Genomic DNA, 19,671 nt, shown 5'->3' with positions numbered 1-19,671 from the left:
TTTGTCATAAACGCAGTCAGTAACTCGGATTGGCCCGCCGCCACCAATGTCGGTGCGCGCCACCTGCTCGATATGTGCGACAATGGACAGCAGCAGTTGTGCCCGGGAGTTCGCTCCGGTGGATGAGATATTCCGCATGTGATCGCTGAATCCCCGAGTCAGCCGGAAGGCCTGCCAATAAGACTTTCATAATTGTTCATCGTTTTCGGCCCTCTATCTGCGCGTATGGTGCAAATGAAGTGGCTGTCGCAACATCGTTGCTCCGCCTGGTTCCCAAGGCCACAACGGATGTAGGCGCACATGGAATGACAAAGAGTGCGCTTCCTGTTGTCGGGTTTTGCGTGGTGGGGTGTCAAGGAGAAACAAATACAGTGGCAAATTTCAGCCAGGATGTTGTCGCTAAGGCACGCGAATTTGATCGCGAGTCGGCGGCTCTGAAAACCCGAGTCCACCACCTGGCCAAGAGCTTGGGGTTGACCTCGAAGGAAACCATCGAAGCTCTGGGACACGCGGGGATTGTTGTAAAGTCCGCTGCGTCCACCATTAATCAAAATCAGCTCGACGCGGTGCTGAATTTCATCGGCGATCATCCAGAGGGTGCCTCGCTTAACGACGGATCCGCTGCGACCAAGCAAACCGGCGAAGAGTCGGCCGCGAAGGAAAAACAGTCGGCAGGTAAGCCGAACGCGGCGGATGAGAAGTCGGACGAGCAAACCGCAGCTAAGTCCGAGAAGAAATCAGCTGCTAAGAAGAGCAGCAAGAAGTCGGCTGCGAAGAAGGCCACAAAGAAGGCCGACCAGAAGGATGCGCCGAAGGCAGAAAAGAAGGCCGACCAGAAGGCAGCTCAGAGCGAAGCGGAGTCGGACGCAGCGCCTGCTGAGGAAGTGACCGAGAAGAAGGACGCCAAGAAGGCCTCGGCTAAAAAATCCTCGGCAAAGCAGAGCGCAGAGAAGCAGACTGAAGAGAAGCAGAGCGACGAGAAGAAGAGCACGACTAAGAAGCGGGCAACGCGTAAGCGGGCTGTGAAGAAGACCGCTGGAGCTCCGGAAGAAACCGCAGCGAAGGACGAGCAGAAGGACTCGAACTCGGTCGTCGAGGAAGCGGTTGAGGCTGTAGTTCAGTCGTCATCGAAGAAGGCTGCAGATAAGAATACTGCCGACACCGTAGCCGAGACCGCTGAGAAAACTTCCGCTGAGAAAGCGTCCGCCGAAGCACCTGCTGCAAAGAGCGCTGCAGTGACCACACGTCGTGGTCGCCGAGTTCGCCGTGCGGTCCGCACGACCAGCGCTCCAGTGGCAGAGGGGACTCGGGAAACTCAGGAAGCGCAAGGACCGCAGGATACACAGGCAACTCAGGGCGAAGCCCTGCAGGACATCGAGCCGCCGATAGTCCCGGAGCCGCCGGTTGCGGAAGAGCAGACCGCGTTTGCGCCTATCTTCCTGGCTCCGCAGGCTGTGCCGGCCACGGCCAAGAATTCGGCCACCGAGGATGCAGCTTCGGCTGACAGCGGTGCCTCCAACCAGGATTCCGATGACAACGCGGGGGAGGGGCAGGACGGCTCGTCGTCAAGCGAAACGGAGCGTCAGCCGCGGCCGCGCCGTCGCCGTCGTGGACGTGGGCGTCGTAATGATGATGCTCAGCAGGCGGAGAAGACCACCGAAAACGCAGAGCGCGAGGAGGCGGAAACCCGCGAGGAGGTCGAAGAGCCACAGGCGATTAAGGGCTCGACTCGCCTGGAGGCGCAGCGCCGTCGCCGTATCGAACGTCGTGAGGAATCGCGCAAGCGCCACGTGATCTCGGAGGCTGAGTTCCTGGCTCGCCGTGAGTCGGTGGAGCGCACGATGGTGGTGCGTGAGCGCAAGCGCCATGACCACGCGGGCATTGTCACTGAGGTGGGTGTGCTGGAAGATGACCTGTTGGTCGAGCACTTCGTTACCTCTGACACGCAGACTACGCAGATCGGCAATATCTACCTCGGTCGCGTGCAGAACGTCCTACCCAGCATGGAAGCGGCGTTCATTGATATCGGAACCGACCGCAACGGTGTCATTTACGTAGGTGACCTGAACTGGAAGCTGCTGGGCACGAAATCGCGTTCGCGCAAGATTGAACACGCGCTGAAGGCCGGCGACCAGATTCTGGTCCAGGTGTCCAAGGATCCGATTGGTCACAAGGGCGCGCGTCTGACCACTCACATTTCGATGGCTGGTCGATTCCTGGTGTACGTGCCGGGCGGCCGAAGCGCGGGTATTTCCCGCAAGCTGCCGGAGCCGGAGCGCAAGCGCCTGAAGTCGATTCTGAGTGAGGTTACGCCGGAGGGCTCGGGCACGATTATTCGCACCGCGGCCGAGGGCGTGTCCAAGGAGGCCATCGAGGCCGACATTAAGCGCCTGGAATCGCAGTGGCAGGAAATCTGGGAAGCCTCCGAGGCGGCGAAGGCGAAGCGCGGGGCAAAGCCGATTGCGCTGTACGAAGAGCCGGACATGCTGGTCAAGGTCGTCCGCGACGTCTTCAACGAGGACTTCTCGCGTCTTGTGGTGGAGGGCGACCGTCCGTGGAACACAGTGACGGACTACATCGGCGACCTGGCACCGGAGCTGGAGCCGCGTCTGCAGCGCTACTTCGCCAAGGAGCACGGCGACGCTGACGTCTTCGAGCACTTCCGCATCGATGAGCAGCTGGCCAAGGCACTCGACCGCAAGGTCTGGCTGCCTTCGGGCGGCACGCTGGTCATCGACCGCACCGAGGCCATGACGGTCATCGACGTCAACACCGGTAAGTTCACCGGTGCTGGCGGAAACCTGGAAGAGACGGTCACTCGCAACAACCTGGAGGCCGCTGAGGAAATCGTCCGCCAGATGCGTCTGCGCGATCTGGGCGGCATGATTGTCGTCGACTTCATCGACATGGTGCTGCCGGAGAACCAGGACTTGGTGCTGCGCCGTCTGAAGGAGGCGCTCGGCCGCGACCGCTCGCGTCACGAGGTCTCCGAGGTCACCTCGCTCGGCCTCGTCCAGATGACGCGCAAGCGTCTGGGCACAGGCCTGCTGGAGACCTTCTCCACGCCGTGTAGCTGCTGTAATGGCCGTGGTCTGATTATCCACATCGACCCGGTCGAGCAGGACAATCAGAGCCGTGGTCACAAGAACGGTCGCCGCAACGAAGAGCAGGGTAAGTCCAAGCGCCGCAACAAGTCGAGCTCGGAGCACAATCCGGCCAACCACCCGGCGGCGCTGGCCATGCACCGCGATCAGGGCGACCAGGCAGGCACTTCCAAGACAACGCTTGACGACGACACGGAAACCAACCAGCGCGATAAGGAGGCAGCCGACAAGCGAGTTGCAGCTGCTGTCGAAGCTGTCATCGTCTCTTCTGGGAACGATGAGCCGAAGCCACCGCGTCGTCGCCGGGTTCGTAAGAGCCAGGGCCGAAACGATGAGCAGCGACAGGACGGCAATGGCCGTCAGGAGCGCCGCGAGCGTGATGAGCAATCGGACAACTCCAATGATCTGGCTGCTCTGGCTGCCGCAGCTGTTGCGGAAGCCCGTGCGAAGGATCCGGAAGAGCCATCGGATGACCGTTACATGCCGCAGGAGGGACAGCGCCGCCGCCGTCGGGCTACGCGTCGCCGGGTAGCGGAGCATGTCGCCGTTGATTCGGCTGCACGCGACGCTGATGACCGCGACGAAGAACATGGCGATCGCCGCAAGCGTTCGGAGCGCCCGACTCGTGCTGAGCGTGCCGAGCGTACCGATAACGGTGGCACCGGTGGAGGCCGTGGCGACGCTGAACGCTCCAGCAGCGCCAGTGCTCGACGTCGCCGTCGTCGCGCTGTTCGCCGTACGGCTGTGAATGAGACCACTGCGCCTCAGGCCGAGTCCCAGGCAGCTTCCACCACAGATGTGCGGGAGCCAGCCGAGGATGACAAGGGCGGCAACGCTAACAAGACCGCCAAGGCTGTGGCCACGGAGTCCCAGACCTATGAGGAGGCCAAGGAGGCGTTCGAGCGTTCCCCACGTCGTCGTCGTCCGACTCGCGGTAACTCCCGCTCGGATCGCGCACCGCGTCGCGAGGACTTCGAGTCCACTAAGCCAAAGGCGGACGCTGAAGGCAGCAAGGGCGGAGATCGTGCAAAAGACAACCACGATGACAGCAACCGCAGCGCCAACCGCAGTGGCGGTGGCCGTCGCTCGGGCAAGTCGCGGGTTGAAGTGGTAGCGGTCCAGGGCACGGGAGCTCGCCGTAATCGCCGTCGGGCGGTGCGCAGGGTCTCGTCGCAAAGCGATGCTGGAGCGACTGCGCCGAAGCAGCGACAGGGCACTTCAAACCGCGCCACTAAGCCAGAGCAGAAGCAGGCTAATCGCGGTGCTGCGGCGACGCAGAAGAAACCGGCCAATCGTCGCCGCCGAGTGCGTCGTGCGGTGCGCCGAAGCGGCCGGAACTAAGTATTAAAAATTTGGAATAAGGCCAGATAGGAGGCTGTTTTTCGTTCCCTAAAGCAGGGGGTGGAAAGTGGCTTCGGAAACTGCCCGAGAAGACCGTGAAAACCAATGGGGGACAGGGTCCTACTCGGGCAGTTTGTAATTTAGGGGGATTTTTCGCTACTCTTGACCAGTCGCTGATTAGTAGGCGTATCTGGTCATGCCCACTGGTGCTTGAGGCGCTGGCGGTAAGGAAACGGCCAGAGCGGGGAAATCTACTCGGATTTGGCTTTCGGGTATGTCCCTGAAGTGTTCTGCACACGCAACTAATCGCAATTCCATTGTCCAGTCAAGGAATTACAAAGATTCCTTGAGTCGAGTTTCTCAGATAAAGGGGTAGCCCTCCTATGTACGCGATCGTCAAGACCGGCGGCAAGCAGTACAAGGTTGCCGAAGGTGACCTCGTCAAGGTCGAGAAGATCGAGGGTGAGCCGGGTTCGTCCGTGGCTCTCACCCCGGTTCTGCTCGTCGATGGCGCAGATGTCATTGCGGATGCCGACAAGCTTGCCAACGTTACCGTTAACGCAGAGATCGTCGAGGCCGTTAAGGGCCCGAAGATCCGCGGCATGCACTACAAGAACAAGACTGGCTACAAGCGCCGCTACGGCCACCGTCAGCCGCTCACTGTTCTGAAGATCACCGGCGTCTCCAAGTAAACCGCCGAAATTCCAATTAGCTTTTCCCTAGGAGAAAATCATGGCTACTAAGAAGGGTGCATCCAGCACCAGCAACGGCCGCGACTCCGAAGCTAAGCGCCTCGGCGTGAAGCGCTTCGGCGGCCAGCAGGTTAAGGCAGGCGAGATTCTCGTTCGTCAGCGCGGTACCTCGTTCCACCCGGGTGAGAACGTTGGCCGTGGCGGCGACGACACTCTCTTCGCTCTGAAGGCAGGCGCAGTCGAGTTCGGTACCCGCCGCAACCGCCGCATTGTCAGCATCGTTGAGAACAACTCCTAAGAACAACCTTCGGTTGTCCACATAGGATTACTGCAACGTTGAATTTGAGGCAGGTTTAACTGCCTTGCAGAAGAGCCGATTCCTTTCCCACTGCGAAAGGTAATCGGCTCTTTTGTTGTTTATGTCCTGTTTCGCGCCGTTAGGTTGCGAGGCAGCGTTTTGTTACCGCCTAGACTTCTGCCCGTCGGCTCGCTTAAATTAGGGCATTACTCCAGGCACTAGAAGATGGCTCTCCGCTCGGAAGTGTGTGTGATTTTATGTCTCGTTTTGTAGATCGTGTCGTGCTGCATTTGCAGGCCGGCGACGGCGGTCACGGCTGTAACTCGGTGCTGCGTGAAAAGTTCAAGCCACTGGGTGGCCCCGACGGCGGTAACGGTGGCCACGGTGGCGACATTGTGCTTGTGGTAGACCCCCAGATCCATACTCTGATGGACTTTCACTTCCACCCCCATATCAAGGCTGCCAACGGTAAGCCGGGCGCTGGCGATCACCGCAACGGCGCTCGTGGTGAGGATCTGGTTCTCGGAGTGCCGGAGGGCACGGTTGTGATGACCGAGGATGGGGAAGTGCTGGCGGACATGACCGGTAAGGGCGCCCGCTTCATTGCCGCTGAGGGCGGTTACGGTGGCCTGGGCAACGCAGCGCTGGCAAACAAGAACCGCCGTGCGCCGGGATTTGCTCTCCTCGGTGAGCCAGGTGAGGCCAAGGATCTTGTCTTGGAGCTCAAATCCATGGCAGACGTTGGACTGGTGGGCTTCCCGTCGGCCGGAAAGTCGTCGCTGGTCAGCACCTTGAGCGCTGCTAAGCCGAAGATTGGTGACTACCCATTTACCACGCTGCAGCCGAACCTGGGTGTAGTCAACGTTGACTACGAGTCCTTCACCATCGCAGATGTGCCGGGTCTTATCCCGGGGGCTTCTGAAGGCCGTGGACTTGGGTTGGACTTCCTGCGTCACATTGAGCGCTGTGCTGTTCTCGTGCATGTGGTTGACGCTGCTGCTCTGGAGGGCGACCGCGATCCGGTCTCTGACATCAAGGCGTTGGAGACGGAACTCGCCAACTACCAGTCGGTGCTGAAGGCCGACGTGGGGCTTGGGGATCTCGCAGAGCGTCCCCGCGTCATCGTGCTGAACAAGATTGACCTGCCCGATGCTCGCGAAATGATTGACATGCAGCGCGAGGAACTGGAGAAGTTCGGCTGGCCAATTTTTGAGATCTCCACGGTGACGCACGAGGGGCTCAAGGAGCTGACCTACGGCCTGAAGGATCAGATCGCCGCCTACCGCAAGGCGCATCCGTTGCCGACAGAGCAGGAGCCCCGTGCGGTCATCCGTCCGGAAGGGGTGCGTGGCAAAAAGCGCGAAGGCGCGGACTTCACCATCGAACGCGATCCGAATACCCCAGACGGGTTCATTGTGCGTGGGCGTAAGCCGGAGCGCTGGATTAACCAGACGGACTTCGAAAACGACGAGGCAGTCGGCTACTTGGCTGACCGCCTGGCCAAGCTTGGTGTTGAAGATGCCCTGGCAAAGGCTGGGGCAACAGTTGGCTGCCCGGTGACGATTTCCTATCTCACCTTCGAGTGGTACCCGCAGCAGGTCGCGGGCACCGATGACTTCGTGCCGAGTGGCCGTGGTACCGACGATCGTCTCTATGTCAACGAACGCACCAGCGCCGAGCAGCGTAAGCGTGCATCACAGGCCCGCCGTGGTCTGATTGACGAGTACGATTTCGGGGATGGCGAAGAGGCTATTCGCGACCGGTATTCATAGGCGCGGGCGCCAGCGTCGTCGGCAAGCGAAGACTTCAAACTTGCATTTTGCCATTGATTGTTTAAACAATTATATGGTCAGAATTAAATGAGACCGTCATGTTTTCCATCAGTGAAATGAGTGAGTCAGTTATCCCTTCCGACACCGTTGCCAACGATGTTGACGTCACTGGAGCAGATGCATTAGATGCCCCGGTAGCTACCGCGCCGAAGTCTGAATCGGACGCGCCGATTTCCCGTGAGGGGGTCGACGAGCTGCTTCACGACAATCCCGAGTCCACCATCGCTGAGATTGAAAAGGCGACTGAGAATTTATCTCCGGGAACCAAAGGCGGTTTCGATTCCGAGACTCGTGAGGCAATTCGGACCGCGAAGCGTGTCGTGGTGAAGATTGGTTCTTCCTCGTTGACTGGATCTGACGGTCGTACCGATCCGGAGCGCATCGACTTCATCGCCGATGCTTTGGAGAAGCGTATGGGCATTAGCGATGTCATCGTTGTGTCCTCCGGCGCGGTGGCATCCGGAATGGGGCCACTGGGGCTGACTTCGCGTCCCACTGATTTGGCGACCAAGCAGGCGGCTGCAGCTGTGGGGCAAGTGCGCCTGGCACAGGAGTGGGGACGCTCCTTCCTACGCTATGGTCGCACTTCTGCACAGGTGCTTTTGACCTCGGACGATGCAGGTGTGCGTTCGCGTGCTCGCAACGCCCAGCGCACTATCGACCGCCTGCGCCAGCTGGGCGCGGTGCCAATTGTCAACGAAAACGACACGGTCGCGACCTCGGAGTTCCGCTTCGGCGACAACGACCGCCTCGCCGCGCTGGTCAGTCACCTGGCGTACTGCGATGCATTGATTCTGCTTTCCGACGTCGACGGCCTCTACGACCGCAACCCGGCCGATCCAGGTGCAACCTTTGTGCCGGAGGTGCGCAGCGGTAACGACTTGCGTGGTGTTATCGCTGGTGACGGCGGTGCGCTGGGCACCGGTGGTATGGCCTCGAAGGTCTCTGCCGCACGTCTGGCTTCGCGTGCGGGTGTGCCGGTGTTGCTGACTTCGGCGTCCAACATTGAGCGAGCACTGGACCAAGCAGATGTGGGAACCGCTTTCGCCGCGAAGGACAACCGCCTGAGCGCCTGGAAGTTCTGGATGCTCTACGCAGCGGACAGCTCGGGGCTGCTTCGCCTGGACGCCGGTGCGGTCGACGCCGTAACCCGCATGCGTAAGTCGCTGCTCCCGGTCGGTATTACCTCGGTTGACGGCGAGTTCTCCGCTGGTGACATCGTCGATCTAATCGGTCCTGGTGGTGAGGTCATCGGTCGCGGCGAGGTCAATTATGACTCCGAGGAACTGCTGGGCATGATCGGCTACCACACCGAAGAATTGCCGAATGACATGCAGAAGCCTGTCGTCCATGCCGACTACCTGTCGGATTTCGCTTCCCGCGCTTAGGAGGGTGTTGCGCTGAGAGCTGCAGCGCTTAAAGACGCATACCTCGGCGCGCCCGGATAGAGGTGCCTCGGCAAAGACTGGCCGAGTGCGGACTGGCTGGGGGAGGACTGGCTGAGTGCAGACTGCCTGGGTGAGGAACTTTCGGGCATAATCCTAAGTGTGTTATCGAAGATTATTGGCGTCATCGGCGAGTTGCTCTTGACAGCTGGAGTGCTGGTGGCGCTCTTCGCCTTTTATCTGCTGTACTGGTCTGGTCTTGAGACCGGGAAAGCTCAGCAGCAGGCTCGTGATGAGCTGCAGCAGGCATGGTCCACACCGGCGTCGGCTCCAGCTCCGGCGCCAGAAGGCACGGAGCCAGCTGTTGAGGGCTCCTGGATGCCTGGCTCCGCGGTGGCGTTGATTTCCGCTCCGAAGGCCGGTTTTAGCGATTTTGTCGTATTTGAAGGTGTCTCCCAGGAAGTTTTGCGCAGTGGCCCCGGCCATTATCCGGGCACAGCCCTGCCGGGGCAGGTGGGCAACAGCTCTTACGCCGCTCACCGTGATGGCCACGGAGCTCCCTTTGACAACATTGACCGCCTGCAGACGTGCGATGACATCACCGTAGAGACGCGTGATGCTATTTACCGCTACAAGGTATTGCCGGTCGACGGTATGGCTGGCGCAGGGGAAAGCTTCGACTGCGTGCCAGAAGGAACTAACGTCCCCGAGATTCCCGGCCAGCACATTGTCACTCCGGACCGGGCCGATGTCCTCAATCCGGTCGGTGACGCCACTCTACTTACGCTGACTACCTGCCATCCGCAGTGGGACAACACTCATCGGCTCATTATTCACGCGGTTCTCGCCGGTGTTGAGACCAAGGAGGTCAACTAGATGTACGCAGCTTTTTGGCGATCCCTGCCAGGGCCGTGGTGGGTGAAAGCGATCATCACCATCGTGATTGCCGTCATCGTGTTCCTGCTGTTGATGAATTACATCTTTCCTTGGGCTGCTGAGCTAATTCCCTCAAATGATGTCTCACTCTAGTTATGCTGGTAGGCATGACTGCTCAAACGAACGAAACTGCTAACACCAATCAACAGGGCATTGCCGAGGATTCGGCTCTTAGCCCGGAGCGTGCTGCTGAGCGCGCCGAGGTTTTAGATAAGGCACAGCGTGCCAAGGCTGTCGCGGGAGAGCTGTCGCGCTTTACGTCGGCACGCAAGAACGAGCTCCTGCTGGCCGCAGCAGACGCGCTGGTTGCCCGTACTGAAGAGATTCTGGTGGCCAATGCCAAGGACATCGAGGCCGGTAAGACCCGTGGTTTTAGTGACTCCCTGCTGGATCGCCTGCGTCTTGACGCCGATCGTGTTGAGGGTATTGCCGGTGGGCTTCGTCAGGTTGCGGCTCTGCCGGATCCGGTAGGCGAGGTGCTGCGCGGAAGCACTCTTCCCAACGGCATTAAGCTCTCCCAGGTCAGCGTCCCGCTGGGTGTGATGGGCATGGTCTACGAGGCTCGCCCGAACGTTACTGTCGATGCGTTTGGTCTGGCGCTGAAGTCGGGCAACGTGGCCTTGCTGCGCGGCTCCAAGTCCGCTGTCCATTCCAACACGCAGCTGGTCGCGGTTTTGCGTGAGGTGCTGGCCAACCACGATGCGCCGGAGGACCTTGTCCAGCTGCTGCCGTGTGAGACCCACGATTCAGTGCAGGATCTCATCACAGCTCGCGGCCTGGTTGACGTGGTGATTCCGCGCGGCGGTGCCGGTTTGATTGAGGCCGTTGTGACGAAGGCAACGGTGCCGACCATCGAGACCGGTACCGGTAACTGCCACATCTACATCGATGCCTCCGCCGACATTGACGAGGCGATTGCGCTGATGATTAACGGCAAGACCCGCCGTCCGAGCGTCTGTAACGCTACTGAAACGGTTCTCATTGACTCGGCGTTGTCCACGCAGGATCAGGTCCGCATTTTGGACGCGCTTGCCGACGCGGGGGTTGCGGTCCACGGCGATGTCGATAATCTGGCGGCCTCTGGGTGGACTGGTGAGGTTATTCCTGCGACGGCGGAAGACTGGTCGGATGAGTACCTCTCGCTAGACATTGCCGCGCGCATTGTCGACGGTGTGGTGGCCGCGACGGATCACATCACTGAGTACTCCTCGGGACACACGGAAGCTATCTCTGCACGTGACTGGGGAGTGTGCCAGGAGTTCGTCGACCGCGTTGATGCCGCCGCCGTCAGCGTCAATGCCTCCACTGCGTTCACCGATGGTGAGCAGTATGGTTTCGGCGCAGAGATTGGTATTTCCACTCAGAAGCTGCACGCCCGTGGCCCGATGGGGCTGCCGGAGTTGACCAGCAGCAAGTGGGTTCTGTCTGGTCGTGGACAGACTCGTCCGTAGTGCCCAGGTAAAGTGCCAGTCATGATTAAGCGCAAGAAAAGTGTGCGGTCGCGAGTACATGCCGCGTTGACAGCAAAGTCGGCGGAAGCGCCGCAGCAGCGCATTGGCGTGATGGGTGGCACTTTTGATCCCATCCACAATGGTCACTTGGTTGCCGCCAGTGAGGTGGCAGACCGTTTTGACCTGGACTTTGTGCTTTTCGTGCCTACGGGTGAACCGTGGCAAAAGCGCGGCCGAAAGGTCTCTCACAGCGAAGATCGCTACCTGATGACGGTCATTGCCACTGCGTCGAACCCGCAGTTTTCGGTCTCGCGGGTTGATATTGACCGGCCGGGTGCGACCTATACCGTCGATACGCTGCGGGATTTGAAGGTCATCTATCCCAATGCGGATCTGTTCTTCATTACCGGTGCCGATGCGCTGCAGAAGATTATGACGTGGCGGGACTGGGAGGAGATGTTCGACGCAGCAACGTTCGTCGGCGTCACTCGCCCAGGAGTTCACCTGCGTGCAGAGGACCTGGAGGGGATTGACGCCTCACGGTTACACCTCATCGAGATTCCCGCGATGGCTATTTCTTCCACCGACTGCCGAAAGCGGGCGGAGGCAGGACGCCCTGTGTGGTACTTGGTGCCGGATGGCGTGGTCCAGTACATCGCTAAGCGTGGTCTGTACCAGTCTGCTGAGGGCACAGTTGGTTCTGTGGGCCCCGCATCGGTGAACTCGACCTCCGAGGACACGGCGCCGGTGGATGCGGCATCGGTGGATGCGAAGTCCGATACCGACGACTGAAAGTTAGCAAAATCCCGCTGAGACGGTAAGTTACAAGTACAAACGCTGTTTTTCACGATTTTTTTAATCACAAGGAGCTGAAGTCTTTCGTGACTGCACAACCACGCGCCATTGAGCTGGCGACCGCCGCGGCTAAGGCCGCCGATAGCAAAAAGGGTGAGGACGTCGTTGTTCTCGATGTCTCTGGCCCAGTGGTGATTACGGACGCATTCGTCCTGGTCAGTGCTGACAATGAGCGTCTGGTTGCCGCAATCGTCGACGAAGTTGAGGACGATCTGCGTGACCTCGGCGCAAAGCCGGTTCGCCGCGAAGGTGTCCGTGAGGGACGTTGGGCGCTGCTGGATTACGGCGACATTGTCGTGCATGTCTTCCGCAGTGAAGAACGCGACTTCTACGGCCTGGATCGACTGTGGCGCGATTGCCCGCGCATCGAGGTCGAAGGCGTCGAGCAGCCGAGCAACGAGGACGGCGAAGATTTCGCCCGCCATGCTCGTTCCATCGACGAGATTCCGCTGGCTGCCGAAAACCCGGACACGGACGAGTTTTAACTGTGGCGGGCTCACGCGAGGCACATGTTGCCGCTCGACGTCGCCTGATTATGCTGCGGCACGGGCAGACGTCGTATAACGCTACCGGTCGCATTCAGGGACAGCTGGACACGCAGCTTTCCGACGTTGGCCGCGAGCAAGCCCGTACTGCGGCGCAGTACCTGGCGGAGGCTGAACCGCGAATCACAAAAATCGTGTCCTCCGACCTGACCCGGGCAGCTGACACCGCCCGCGCGCTAGCTGAGGCCACCGGCGCAGAGTTGAGTTTTGATAAGCGCCTGCGTGAGACCAACCTCGGTGAATGGCAAGAGCGCACCTATGACGAGATTGACTCCGCGTTTCCCGGTATGCGTGACCACTGGCGTCATAACCTCAACTGGGCACCCAAGGGCGGCGAGACCCGCTTTGAGGTCTCCAACCGAATGCTGGCAGTCATTGCTGAGCTAGCAGCTAACCCCGATTGGGAGTCGGACACCTTTGTGCTCGTGTCCCACGGTGGTGCCATTGCTGCCGCTACCGCAGCCCTGCTGCAGATGCCGCGCGACTACTTCAGCACGTTCAACGGCCTGGGCAACACTGCGTGGGTTGAAATGGAGCAACGCACGCGCGTCAATGGTGAGACCTCCTGGTACCTGAATGCTTTTAACGCAAAGGTCCGTGAGCGGGAGGCGCAGGTTTCTGATTTCGCAGGAGGCCGCCATGCCCGGTGACGGTCGCGTTCGCATTGTTGTGGATGACACCGCGTGCCTGATGCCCGAGGTTGCCCGCAAGCTCGATATCACCGTGGTTCCCATCGGCCATGACATCAATGAAGACGCCGTCACCACGTCGGCAGTCAGTCCGCTGAAGCTGTGCGCCGCATATGCGCGTGCGCTGGAACGCTCCAACAAGGATGGTTCTGACGCTGGCGTTGTTGCCCTGCATCTTGGCAAAGGAATGTCCGCGACCTGGTCTAACGCTGTCACCGCTGCTGGTGCACTGGACCGCGTGACCGTTATCGACACCGACACCGTAGGGGCTGGAGTCGGTGCCGCTGCCATCGCGGCAGCTAAGGCAGCGAGGGCCGGGGCCAGTCGTGATGAGGTGGCCGATGTAGCCCGTGATGTGCTGCAGCGCTATCGACTCTGGTTGTTTGTACCAAAGCTTGATTCGCTGCGCCGTGGTGGTCGCATCTCCGCGGGCCAAGCGATGCTCTCTACGGCTCTCGCTATCAAGCCCATCGTCGGCATCAAAGATGGCTCACTGGCACTCGTCGCCAAGTGCCGCACAGAAGCGAAGGTCAAGCAGCGCATGGTGGATTTTGCCACCAAGATGGTGCGGTCTGCGTCATCGGCGAACCGTCCGCCTGCAGTATTGCTGCATCATTCCGACGCGCTTGACGACGTCCACGAGCTCCAGGCCATGCTTGCCGAAGAGCTACCCGACGATACCCGGTTTAGAATCCTGGATTTGCCGGAGTCGCTTGCTGCTCATGTCGGGCAGGGAGCCTATGCAGTTGGCATGGTTTCCGGTGGTTCGATTGAGTCGGATGCCATGGATTTTGAAGCAGAGATGGGAGTAACTGCGCTGCTCCACAGTGTGGAGGAGAGTGACGCGGCTGCTGTTGAAGCTGAGGTCCCCGACGCAGTGGAAGATGACTCCGGGAACATAGGCAATCCCGGTGACTCTGCTGACATGGAAGGGGCGGATGGCTCCGTTGGTTCAGCTGAAACCGCTCACGCCACTGACTCGGATGAACCAATCACCGATCAGGCTGCGGTGAAGGTAGTTGAGAATCCGGCTGCTAGTCGCAACCGCAATAAGCGTATCCACCGCACAGTCGTGACTAATGAACAGGGAATTCCGCTTTTCACCACGGCGGTTTCTAAGTTGCCAACGTGGAGTGAGAACCGCCAAGCAGCCCTGGATAAAGCTGAGCGTCTGGCGAAGGCTATCTCTGATTTGGCGCTGCGCGATAAGTCCGATCCCGAGGGAGCTGTATTTGGCACCGAAGGGGAGAAATCGCAGGAGTCGTCGTCAAGCGACAAGCGTGATGATGACGGCGATGAGAAGAAGAAATAGCGGCTGAACTGAGCAGATGATGTGACCTGTGGATAACCTCCACAGGTCATTTTTTATCCACAGATGACGCTTCGACAGGTGCTTTCGCGGGAGTGCGGTGTGGGGCGGGGCGCTAGTGTGCGCATCGTGACGAATTTGCGGAATCGGCTGGCGGACTACCTGGAACCGATTGATCAAGACAAGCGCATGGCGGTGGACTTTTCCGTGCGCCGGGCGGTGGTGACGCCGCGGGTGGCAATGGCTGCGTGCATTGTGATTGCGGTGTTGGCCCTGGGAGCAATTGCGGCGGTGGTATGGCCGTCGTCGCCCCAGGTAGAGATGCCTGCGGTGCAAGACGCGGCTGTCGCGGGGACGACACCGGAGACGACCGAAACCTCAGCGGAGACACCGGGCGGTCCGGGGAAGGAGACTAACGCTCAGGCACAGGCGGGGCCGTTGATTGTGTCGGTGGTGGGGTTGGTCGTGAATCCAGGCGTGGTGGAGGTGCCAGCGGGCGCGCGGGTGGTGGAGGCAATTGAGCGTGCGGGTGGGCTTTTGCCGGAGGCTAATCCTGCCAGTGTGAACCTGGCGACGCCGTTGGTTGATGGCCAACAGATTGTGGTCGGGGCAGAGGCGCTGCCAGCAGGGACGGCGGAGGGCGGGGCCGATGTTTCTGGCGGTTCTGGCACCGATGCTGCAGGCGGGGCTGGCCCGGGCGGCTCGGACGGACAGATCAACATCAACACCGCTACTGCTACTCAGTTGGAGGAATTGCCCGGAATCGGACCCGCAACGGCGACCAAAATCATCGACTTTCGGGAAAAGAACGGGCCTTTTGCGAGTATCGACGCACTTGAGGAGGTTCCGGGAATTGGCCCGGCGAAGGTAGAGGCTCTGCGCGATGTCGCCACCGTCTGACCTGCGCGCTCGTGCTGGGCTCGATGTGCGGCTAGTGCCAGCAGCGGTGTTGGCGTGGGCGACTGCGGTGGCAGTGATCATGCGCCCAGAATGGGCGATAGTTGTGGCACCGTGCGCAATCGTGACTGCGGTGGTGTTGCCGTGGGCGTGGCAGCGTTGGTCGTGGCGATGGGGAAGAGGCGCGGTGACATCCGGCTGGCGAGCGATCGCCACTATCCTGGTGCCAGCTGTGTCGGTGGCCAGCGTTGCGGTAGCCACGCGAATCCGCATAGCGCGAGCCCGAGCCCACGAGCTCCATCACGACATTGGCAGGATGGCGAAAGTGCAGTTGCGCCTGGTCACGGAGCCGAAAGCAACCGAATTCGGGGCCAGTGCGAAGGCGCGCATCGAGGGCCTTCCTGGGCAGGTGACGGTTTTTGGCGACGAGTCCCTGTTGTCGGTCACGAGAGACACCGTAGTTGAATCCACAGCCGGTATACGTGCGGCCAGCAAACCCTGCATCAGCGGAATCCAGCTGAACCTACGCGGAGATGTTGAGGTCATTGCGCCACCACAGGGGCTTGCCGCTGACGTGAGGCAGCAGCTCTTTGACTCGGCGCAGAATCTCCCCTTTGGCCCCGACCGCCTCATTCCCGCCATGGCCATCGGCGATGAGCGTGGCTTTAGCCTCACCGACGGCGACATGATGACCGCCTCCGGACTTTCGCATCTGTCGGCCGTCTCTGGAGCCAACGTTGCACTTGTTGTCGGGGCTGTCGTGGCGGTCTTCTCCTGGGCTGGGCCGCGAGTGCGAGTCGCAGTCGCCGCGGTTGCCCTGTATGGGTTTGTAGCAATCGTGGGCACAGAACCCTCAGTGCTACGCGCAGTGGTCACCGGCTGCATTGGGCTGTTGGCTATTCTCGTAGGACGAGCTGGCCAAGCGATCGCGGCGCTATCGGCTGGCATTATTGGGTTGATTCTCCTGGCACCAGACCTATCGGTATCAGTGGGTTTCGCCCTCTCGGTCGCGGCCACCGCCGGGCTAGTCCTTCTTGCCGAGCCCCTTGCCAGACGTCTGTCCGCCACCACCGTTATGGGGACTTGGCCTGCCCCAGTAGTCCGCGCCATCGCCGTATCGATTGCCGCACACGTGGTCACCATGCCCGTATTGGCGCTTCTCATCGGCGAAATCAGCCATATCTCACTGTTGGCGAATCTGCTCGCCGCGCCCGCCGTCGCACCCGTTACTATCGCCGGTTCGCTCGCTGCCGTTGCCGCCGCGCTGAATCTCAGTTGGCTGGTCAGCGCTCTGCTATGGTGCGCCGCGCCGTGCGCGTGGTGGATTCATCAGGTCGCACACCTCACTGCAGGCATCATCGCACCCGCAGATGGGCCGGTCACGTTGCTCGTCTCCTGCACGCTCACAGTTGCATGCTTTACGACGCTCTGGGGCTGGCCCCGTTTTGCGCTCCGCGCTGGGGCCTGTGCCGTTGTCCTGGCAGTCGGTAGCTATGCCGTTATTTGGGTGTTCGGCCTCGACATTGCGCGTGCCCCAAAGGGGTGGAATCTTGCGGCCTGCGCTGAGAAGAATCAGATCGTTCTTATTCACGCGGGTGTTGTCGGAGAAACTGGTAACAATGCTGCTTCTGCTGACCGCTCTGCGCGAGATCCGGAGATCCACTCTGCACCGACTCCGCTCAGCCGGCAGTGCCGAATTGCCCTGGGGCTCACCGAGGAAAAGACGTGGTATTCCCAGGCGTTTGATGCTGCCGCTGATAATCCCACGATAGAAACCGTGGTGGTGGAATCCCCGTCATATATTGCTGAAGCAGTGAGCGGCAGAGCTCCCCCAGCACACCACTCACCCCAGTGGTTTATCGCCCGCGAGTGTGGGCCACGTGTGCGAAAAACAGTAATGACACCCGAGCACATTCCCGTGGTCTGCCCACAGCGAGATGGGCCACAAGCTCTCTATTCGAATGGTGATGTCTGGCGAGGGAGGTGAAATCCGGGCTGTCCCGTAGGCTAGAAACAACAGTCGCAGGAATCAACGCGGAAAAGAGGTCGGGATTGAGCGCCGTCGCACCCGTGAATTTGATTGTGGGCAAAGAAGAGCTCCTGAAAGACCGCGCCCGCCTCGCCATTGTCGCCGCCGTCCGCGCGCAGGCGGCAACGGAGTCTGATCCAGGCGGACGCTCGGTGCCTGTGACCACCATCCGTGCAGGGGATATGACCACTGTCGACGCAGTGGAGCTTTTCAGCCCTTCGTTGTTTGGGGATGACCGCATTGTGGTTGTCACCGACTGCCAGGATGCGGGCAAGGAACCAGCGGCGCTGCTGATGGATTCTGTAAAGGATCCCGCGCCGGGCATCACGTTGATTCTCCTTCACACCGGTGAGGGACGTCAGAAGAAGATGGTGGCTGACCTGCGTAAGCTAGGCATCCGCTTTTTCGAAGCACAACCGCTCAAGAGAAACGACTTGCCCGGTTTCGTCGGCGAAGAGTTTGCTGTACACGGGGTTAAGGTGCGTCGCGACGTCATTGATACCGTCCTGGATGCGGTCGGTTCGGACCTCCGCGAGTTGGCCACTGCCATTTCCCAGCTCTGTGCAGATACTGCGGGCAAGGTCACCTCGGAAGCAGTTCGCACCTACTACGGCGCGTCGGCGGAGGTCTCGGGCTTTGAGATTGCCGAGCTAGCACTGCGCGGTCGCGGTGGGGAAGCGTTGGCCAAGATGCGTCGTGCCTTGCAGCTGGGCATGGCACCGGCACTGCTGTCGGCTGCAATCACGGGAATGGTCGGTGATGTAGCTCGGCTCCACGGCGCGCGTGGTGTCAATGCGCGTAGAGATGCCCACCGCTATGGCATGCCGCCGTGGAAGTTGGAGAAAACACAGCGGTTAGCTTCAGCCTGGTCAACCCCTGCGGTTGCTCGCGCTGTGGTTGTCGCGGCACAGCTGGATGCGGACACGAAGGGAGCCTCGTCGACACCGGAGCTGTCGCTGGAACAGTCGGTGCTTCGTATCGCGGAGCTGGCGTATTCGTCCCATCGGCGTTAAATAGTTCGGGTCCCCGTGGGAGCTTCAGTTCAGTGACTTGCCTCGATACTTAGCCGCATTTACGTCACGTTGATTCTTCGCTATGCGAGCTCGAAGGAAGATGCAGCCGGGTTAGACAGCGTGTCCTGAACCGGGCAGTGGGATTCGACAAAGTCGAGGAGTGCAACTAGTTCTTCCCTCGTGTTGTCGGCATCAATGTGGAAGCGGGTGTGGATCTCGGAGAAACCAATCTTTGCCTCCGGGGTCTTCCCCATGAATCCGTCTGGGTCGAGCACACCAGAGCATTCAACCTTGACATCGTTGAGCTTGATGCCCTGGGCAGCGGCGAATGAGCGGACGACGATGCACTTGCAGGCGCCGAGGGCTCCGAGCAGCGCCTCGACCGGGTTCATGCCCTTGTTGGTTCCCCCGAGGTCAGTCGGCTCGTCCAGGGTGAAGCTCATGTCGCGAGAGGTCACCGTGGTTTCGAGGTTGGTAGGGGCGTGCGCAACGGTCGTGAAAGTTGTCTTCGGCATGAGTTTCCTTCCTGTAGAAATTGTGCTGTCCGCATGTGCTGGCCGCAGGTTGGTGTGCTGGAACCGAAGCGATGGAAATCAACAACCAACAGTGTGGGAGGCGGGGTCCACGGCCAGCCCAACGGGCTGCAAATGTGAAACTGTGTAAGTTTATAGCACTTTCAAGCCATTTTTCAGGCCATTTTTGTCATAAACGCAGTCAGTAACTCGCATCGGCCCGCCGTCGCCAAACATAAACGCAGTCAGTAACTCGCATTGGGATTAAATAAGAAAAACCGCCTCCCGCCACATTCCGAATTGAAAATCGGAAAATAGCAGAAAGCGGTTAACTTTCACGGTGCAAGCGCGGCGTAAAAGCAGTGCTTGCACGACGCAAGCGCAGCGCTGAAACAGCCGCTGCAACAGCACAGCTCACAGCGCCAAAAGGGAATTAGCCCTCCAGCTTGTTGAAAGCCTTAGCCATACCGGACTTCTTGTTAGCCGCAGTGTTGCGGTGGAAGACGCCCTTGGTGACAGCCTTGTCCAGCTTGCGGGATGCAACGCGCAGCTGAGCCTCAGCAGCAGCCTTGTCGCCAGTCTCAACAGCAGCCTTGAACTTGCGGATCTCAGTGCGGACTGCAGAGCGGATTGCCTGGTTACGCAGGCGAGCCTTCTCGTTGGTCTTGTTGCGCTTGATCTGGGACTTGATATTTGCCATCGTGAATACCTCTTGTATCCGTAGTAGTTGGAATTGTTACCGCCCGCCACCAAGAAAAGTCCTGATCACAGTGCATATCGTGC

Annotated in this window: 17 protein-coding genes; 15 read left to right on the top strand and 2 right to left on the bottom strand. The window is 60.0% G+C overall.

What is annotated here, in order from left to right; all coding sequences use genetic code 11:
• Window positions 1–371 precede the first annotated feature (371 nt).
• From HMPREF2860_RS04915 to holA, 15 genes are all read left to right on the top strand, one after another.
• Entirely contained in the window at window positions 372–4,445 is a 4,074-nt protein-coding gene (locus HMPREF2860_RS04915; RefSeq protein ID WP_070560954.1) for a translation initiation factor IF-2 N-terminal domain-containing protein, read from the top strand.
• 383 nt (window positions 4,446–4,828) lie between these two features.
• Window positions 4,829–5,137: a 50S ribosomal protein L21 gene (gene rplU, locus HMPREF2860_RS04910; RefSeq protein ID WP_038628111.1), complete on the top strand. Its 309-nt coding sequence runs from the start codon at window positions 4,829–4,831 to the stop codon at window positions 5,135–5,137.
• A 40-nt stretch (window positions 5,138–5,177) separates the two neighbouring features.
• Window positions 5,178–5,435 (top strand): 50S ribosomal protein L27, encoded by a 258-nt coding sequence (gene rpmA, locus HMPREF2860_RS04905; protein ID WP_016422312.1) that lies wholly within the window; start codon window positions 5,178–5,180, stop codon window positions 5,433–5,435.
• 257 nt (window positions 5,436–5,692) lie between these two features.
• Window positions 5,693–7,207: a GTPase ObgE gene (obgE, locus tag HMPREF2860_RS04900; protein WP_070560956.1), complete on the top strand. Its 1,515-nt coding sequence runs from the start codon at window positions 5,693–5,695 to the stop codon at window positions 7,205–7,207.
• Window positions 7,208–7,305: 98 nt separating this feature from the next.
• Window positions 7,306–8,655 carry a glutamate 5-kinase gene (proB, locus tag HMPREF2860_RS04895; RefSeq protein WP_070560958.1) on the top strand — a complete coding sequence of 450 codons (1,350 nt, stop codon included), beginning with the start codon at window positions 7,306–7,308 and terminating at the stop codon, window positions 8,653–8,655.
• Between the two features lie 159 nt (window positions 8,656–8,814).
• The gene (locus tag HMPREF2860_RS04890; RefSeq protein ID WP_038628118.1) at window positions 8,815–9,528 is read left to right on the top strand and encodes a class E sortase; all 714 of its coding nucleotides are present in this window, start codon (window positions 8,815–8,817) and stop codon (window positions 9,526–9,528) included.
• Window positions 9,529–9,681, top strand: a complete 153-nt coding sequence (locus tag HMPREF2860_RS11130) for a hypothetical protein (protein WP_038628121.1) — start codon at window positions 9,529–9,531, stop codon at window positions 9,679–9,681.
• Between the two features lie 14 nt (window positions 9,682–9,695).
• Window positions 9,696–11,039 carry a glutamate-5-semialdehyde dehydrogenase gene (locus tag HMPREF2860_RS04885; protein WP_224792255.1) on the top strand — a complete coding sequence of 448 codons (1,344 nt, stop codon included), beginning with the start codon at window positions 9,696–9,698 and terminating at the stop codon, window positions 11,037–11,039.
• Between the two features lie 21 nt (window positions 11,040–11,060).
• Window positions 11,061–11,831 (top strand): nicotinate-nucleotide adenylyltransferase, encoded by a 771-nt coding sequence (nadD, locus tag HMPREF2860_RS04880; protein ID WP_070560962.1) that lies wholly within the window; start codon window positions 11,061–11,063, stop codon window positions 11,829–11,831.
• Between the two features lie 89 nt (window positions 11,832–11,920).
• Window positions 11,921–12,379 carry a ribosome silencing factor gene (gene rsfS / locus HMPREF2860_RS04875; RefSeq protein ID WP_070560964.1) on the top strand — a complete coding sequence of 153 codons (459 nt, stop codon included), beginning with the start codon at window positions 11,921–11,923 and terminating at the stop codon, window positions 12,377–12,379.
• Between the two features lie 2 nt (window positions 12,380–12,381).
• Window positions 12,382–13,089 carry a histidine phosphatase family protein gene (locus HMPREF2860_RS04870; RefSeq protein ID WP_070560966.1) on the top strand — a complete coding sequence of 236 codons (708 nt, stop codon included), beginning with the start codon at window positions 12,382–12,384 and terminating at the stop codon, window positions 13,087–13,089.
• Complete coding sequence (locus HMPREF2860_RS04865) at window positions 13,079–14,440, top strand: DegV family protein (protein ID WP_070560968.1); 1,362 nt, start codon at window positions 13,079–13,081, stop codon at window positions 14,438–14,440. Before HMPREF2860_RS04870 ends, HMPREF2860_RS04865 begins: the two co-directional genes overlap by 11 nt.
• 126 nt (window positions 14,441–14,566) lie before the next feature.
• On the top strand, window positions 14,567–15,337 hold the full coding sequence (locus HMPREF2860_RS04860) for a ComEA family DNA-binding protein (RefSeq protein WP_224792254.1): 771 nt from the start codon (window positions 14,567–14,569) through the stop codon (window positions 15,335–15,337).
• On the top strand, window positions 15,321–17,321 hold the full coding sequence (locus HMPREF2860_RS04855) for a ComEC/Rec2 family competence protein (RefSeq protein WP_070560972.1): 2,001 nt from the start codon (window positions 15,321–15,323) through the stop codon (window positions 17,319–17,321). Before HMPREF2860_RS04860 ends, HMPREF2860_RS04855 begins: the two co-directional genes overlap by 17 nt.
• Before the next feature lie 65 nt (window positions 17,322–17,386).
• Window positions 17,387–18,376: a DNA polymerase III subunit delta gene (holA, locus tag HMPREF2860_RS04850; protein WP_239392936.1), complete on the top strand. Its 990-nt coding sequence runs from the start codon at window positions 17,387–17,389 to the stop codon at window positions 18,374–18,376.
• 80 nt (window positions 18,377–18,456) lie between these two features.
• Here the strand turns inward: holA and HMPREF2860_RS04845 are convergent, their stop codons facing one another.
• Together HMPREF2860_RS04845 and rpsT are read right to left on the bottom strand one after the other, a co-directional pair.
• Window positions 18,457–18,891 (bottom strand): OsmC family protein, encoded by a 435-nt coding sequence (locus tag HMPREF2860_RS04845; RefSeq protein ID WP_038628140.1) that lies wholly within the window; start codon window positions 18,889–18,891, stop codon window positions 18,457–18,459.
• Between the two features lie 430 nt (window positions 18,892–19,321).
• Window positions 19,322–19,588: a 30S ribosomal protein S20 gene (rpsT, locus tag HMPREF2860_RS04840; RefSeq protein WP_070560975.1), complete on the bottom strand. Its 267-nt coding sequence runs from the start codon at window positions 19,586–19,588 to the stop codon at window positions 19,322–19,324.
• Between the last annotated feature and the right edge of the window lie 83 nt (window positions 19,589–19,671).

It is taken from the genome of Corynebacterium sp. HMSC064E10, assembly GCF_001812505.1.
Classification (GTDB): Bacteria; Actinomycetota; Actinomycetes; order Mycobacteriales; family Mycobacteriaceae; genus Corynebacterium; species Corynebacterium amycolatum.
This window is presented reverse-complemented; position numbering and strand designations above follow the sequence as displayed.

Bases quoted from the DNA above. Each gene is read 5' to 3' on its own strand.
- rplU (WP_038628111.1), top strand. From the start codon at position 4,829: ATGTACGCGATCGTCAAGACCGGCGGCAAGCAGTACAAGGTTGCCGAA.
- rpmA (WP_016422312.1), top strand. From the start codon at position 5,178: ATGGCTACTAAGAAGGGTGCATCCAGCACCAGCAACGGCCGCGACTCC.
- obgE (WP_070560956.1), top strand. From the start codon at position 5,693: ATGTCTCGTTTTGTAGATCGTGTCGTGCTGCATTTGCAGGCCGGCGAC.
- proB (WP_070560958.1), top strand. From the start codon at position 7,306: ATGTTTTCCATCAGTGAAATGAGTGAGTCAGTTATCCCTTCCGACACC.
- HMPREF2860_RS11130 (WP_038628121.1), top strand. From the start codon at position 9,529: ATGTACGCAGCTTTTTGGCGATCCCTGCCAGGGCCGTGGTGGGTGAAA.
- HMPREF2860_RS04885 (WP_224792255.1), top strand. From the start codon at position 9,696: ATGACTGCTCAAACGAACGAAACTGCTAACACCAATCAACAGGGCATT.
- nadD (WP_070560962.1), top strand. From the start codon at position 11,061: ATGATTAAGCGCAAGAAAAGTGTGCGGTCGCGAGTACATGCCGCGTTG.
- HMPREF2860_RS04865 (WP_070560968.1), top strand. From the start codon at position 13,079: ATGCCCGGTGACGGTCGCGTTCGCATTGTTGTGGATGACACCGCGTGC.
- HMPREF2860_RS04855 (WP_070560972.1), top strand. From the start codon at position 15,321: ATGTCGCCACCGTCTGACCTGCGCGCTCGTGCTGGGCTCGATGTGCGG.
- HMPREF2860_RS04845 (WP_038628140.1), bottom strand. From the start codon at position 18,891: ATGCCGAAGACAACTTTCACGACCGTTGCGCACGCCCCTACCAACCTC.
- rpsT (WP_070560975.1), bottom strand. From the start codon at position 19,588: ATGGCAAATATCAAGTCCCAGATCAAGCGCAACAAGACCAACGAGAAG.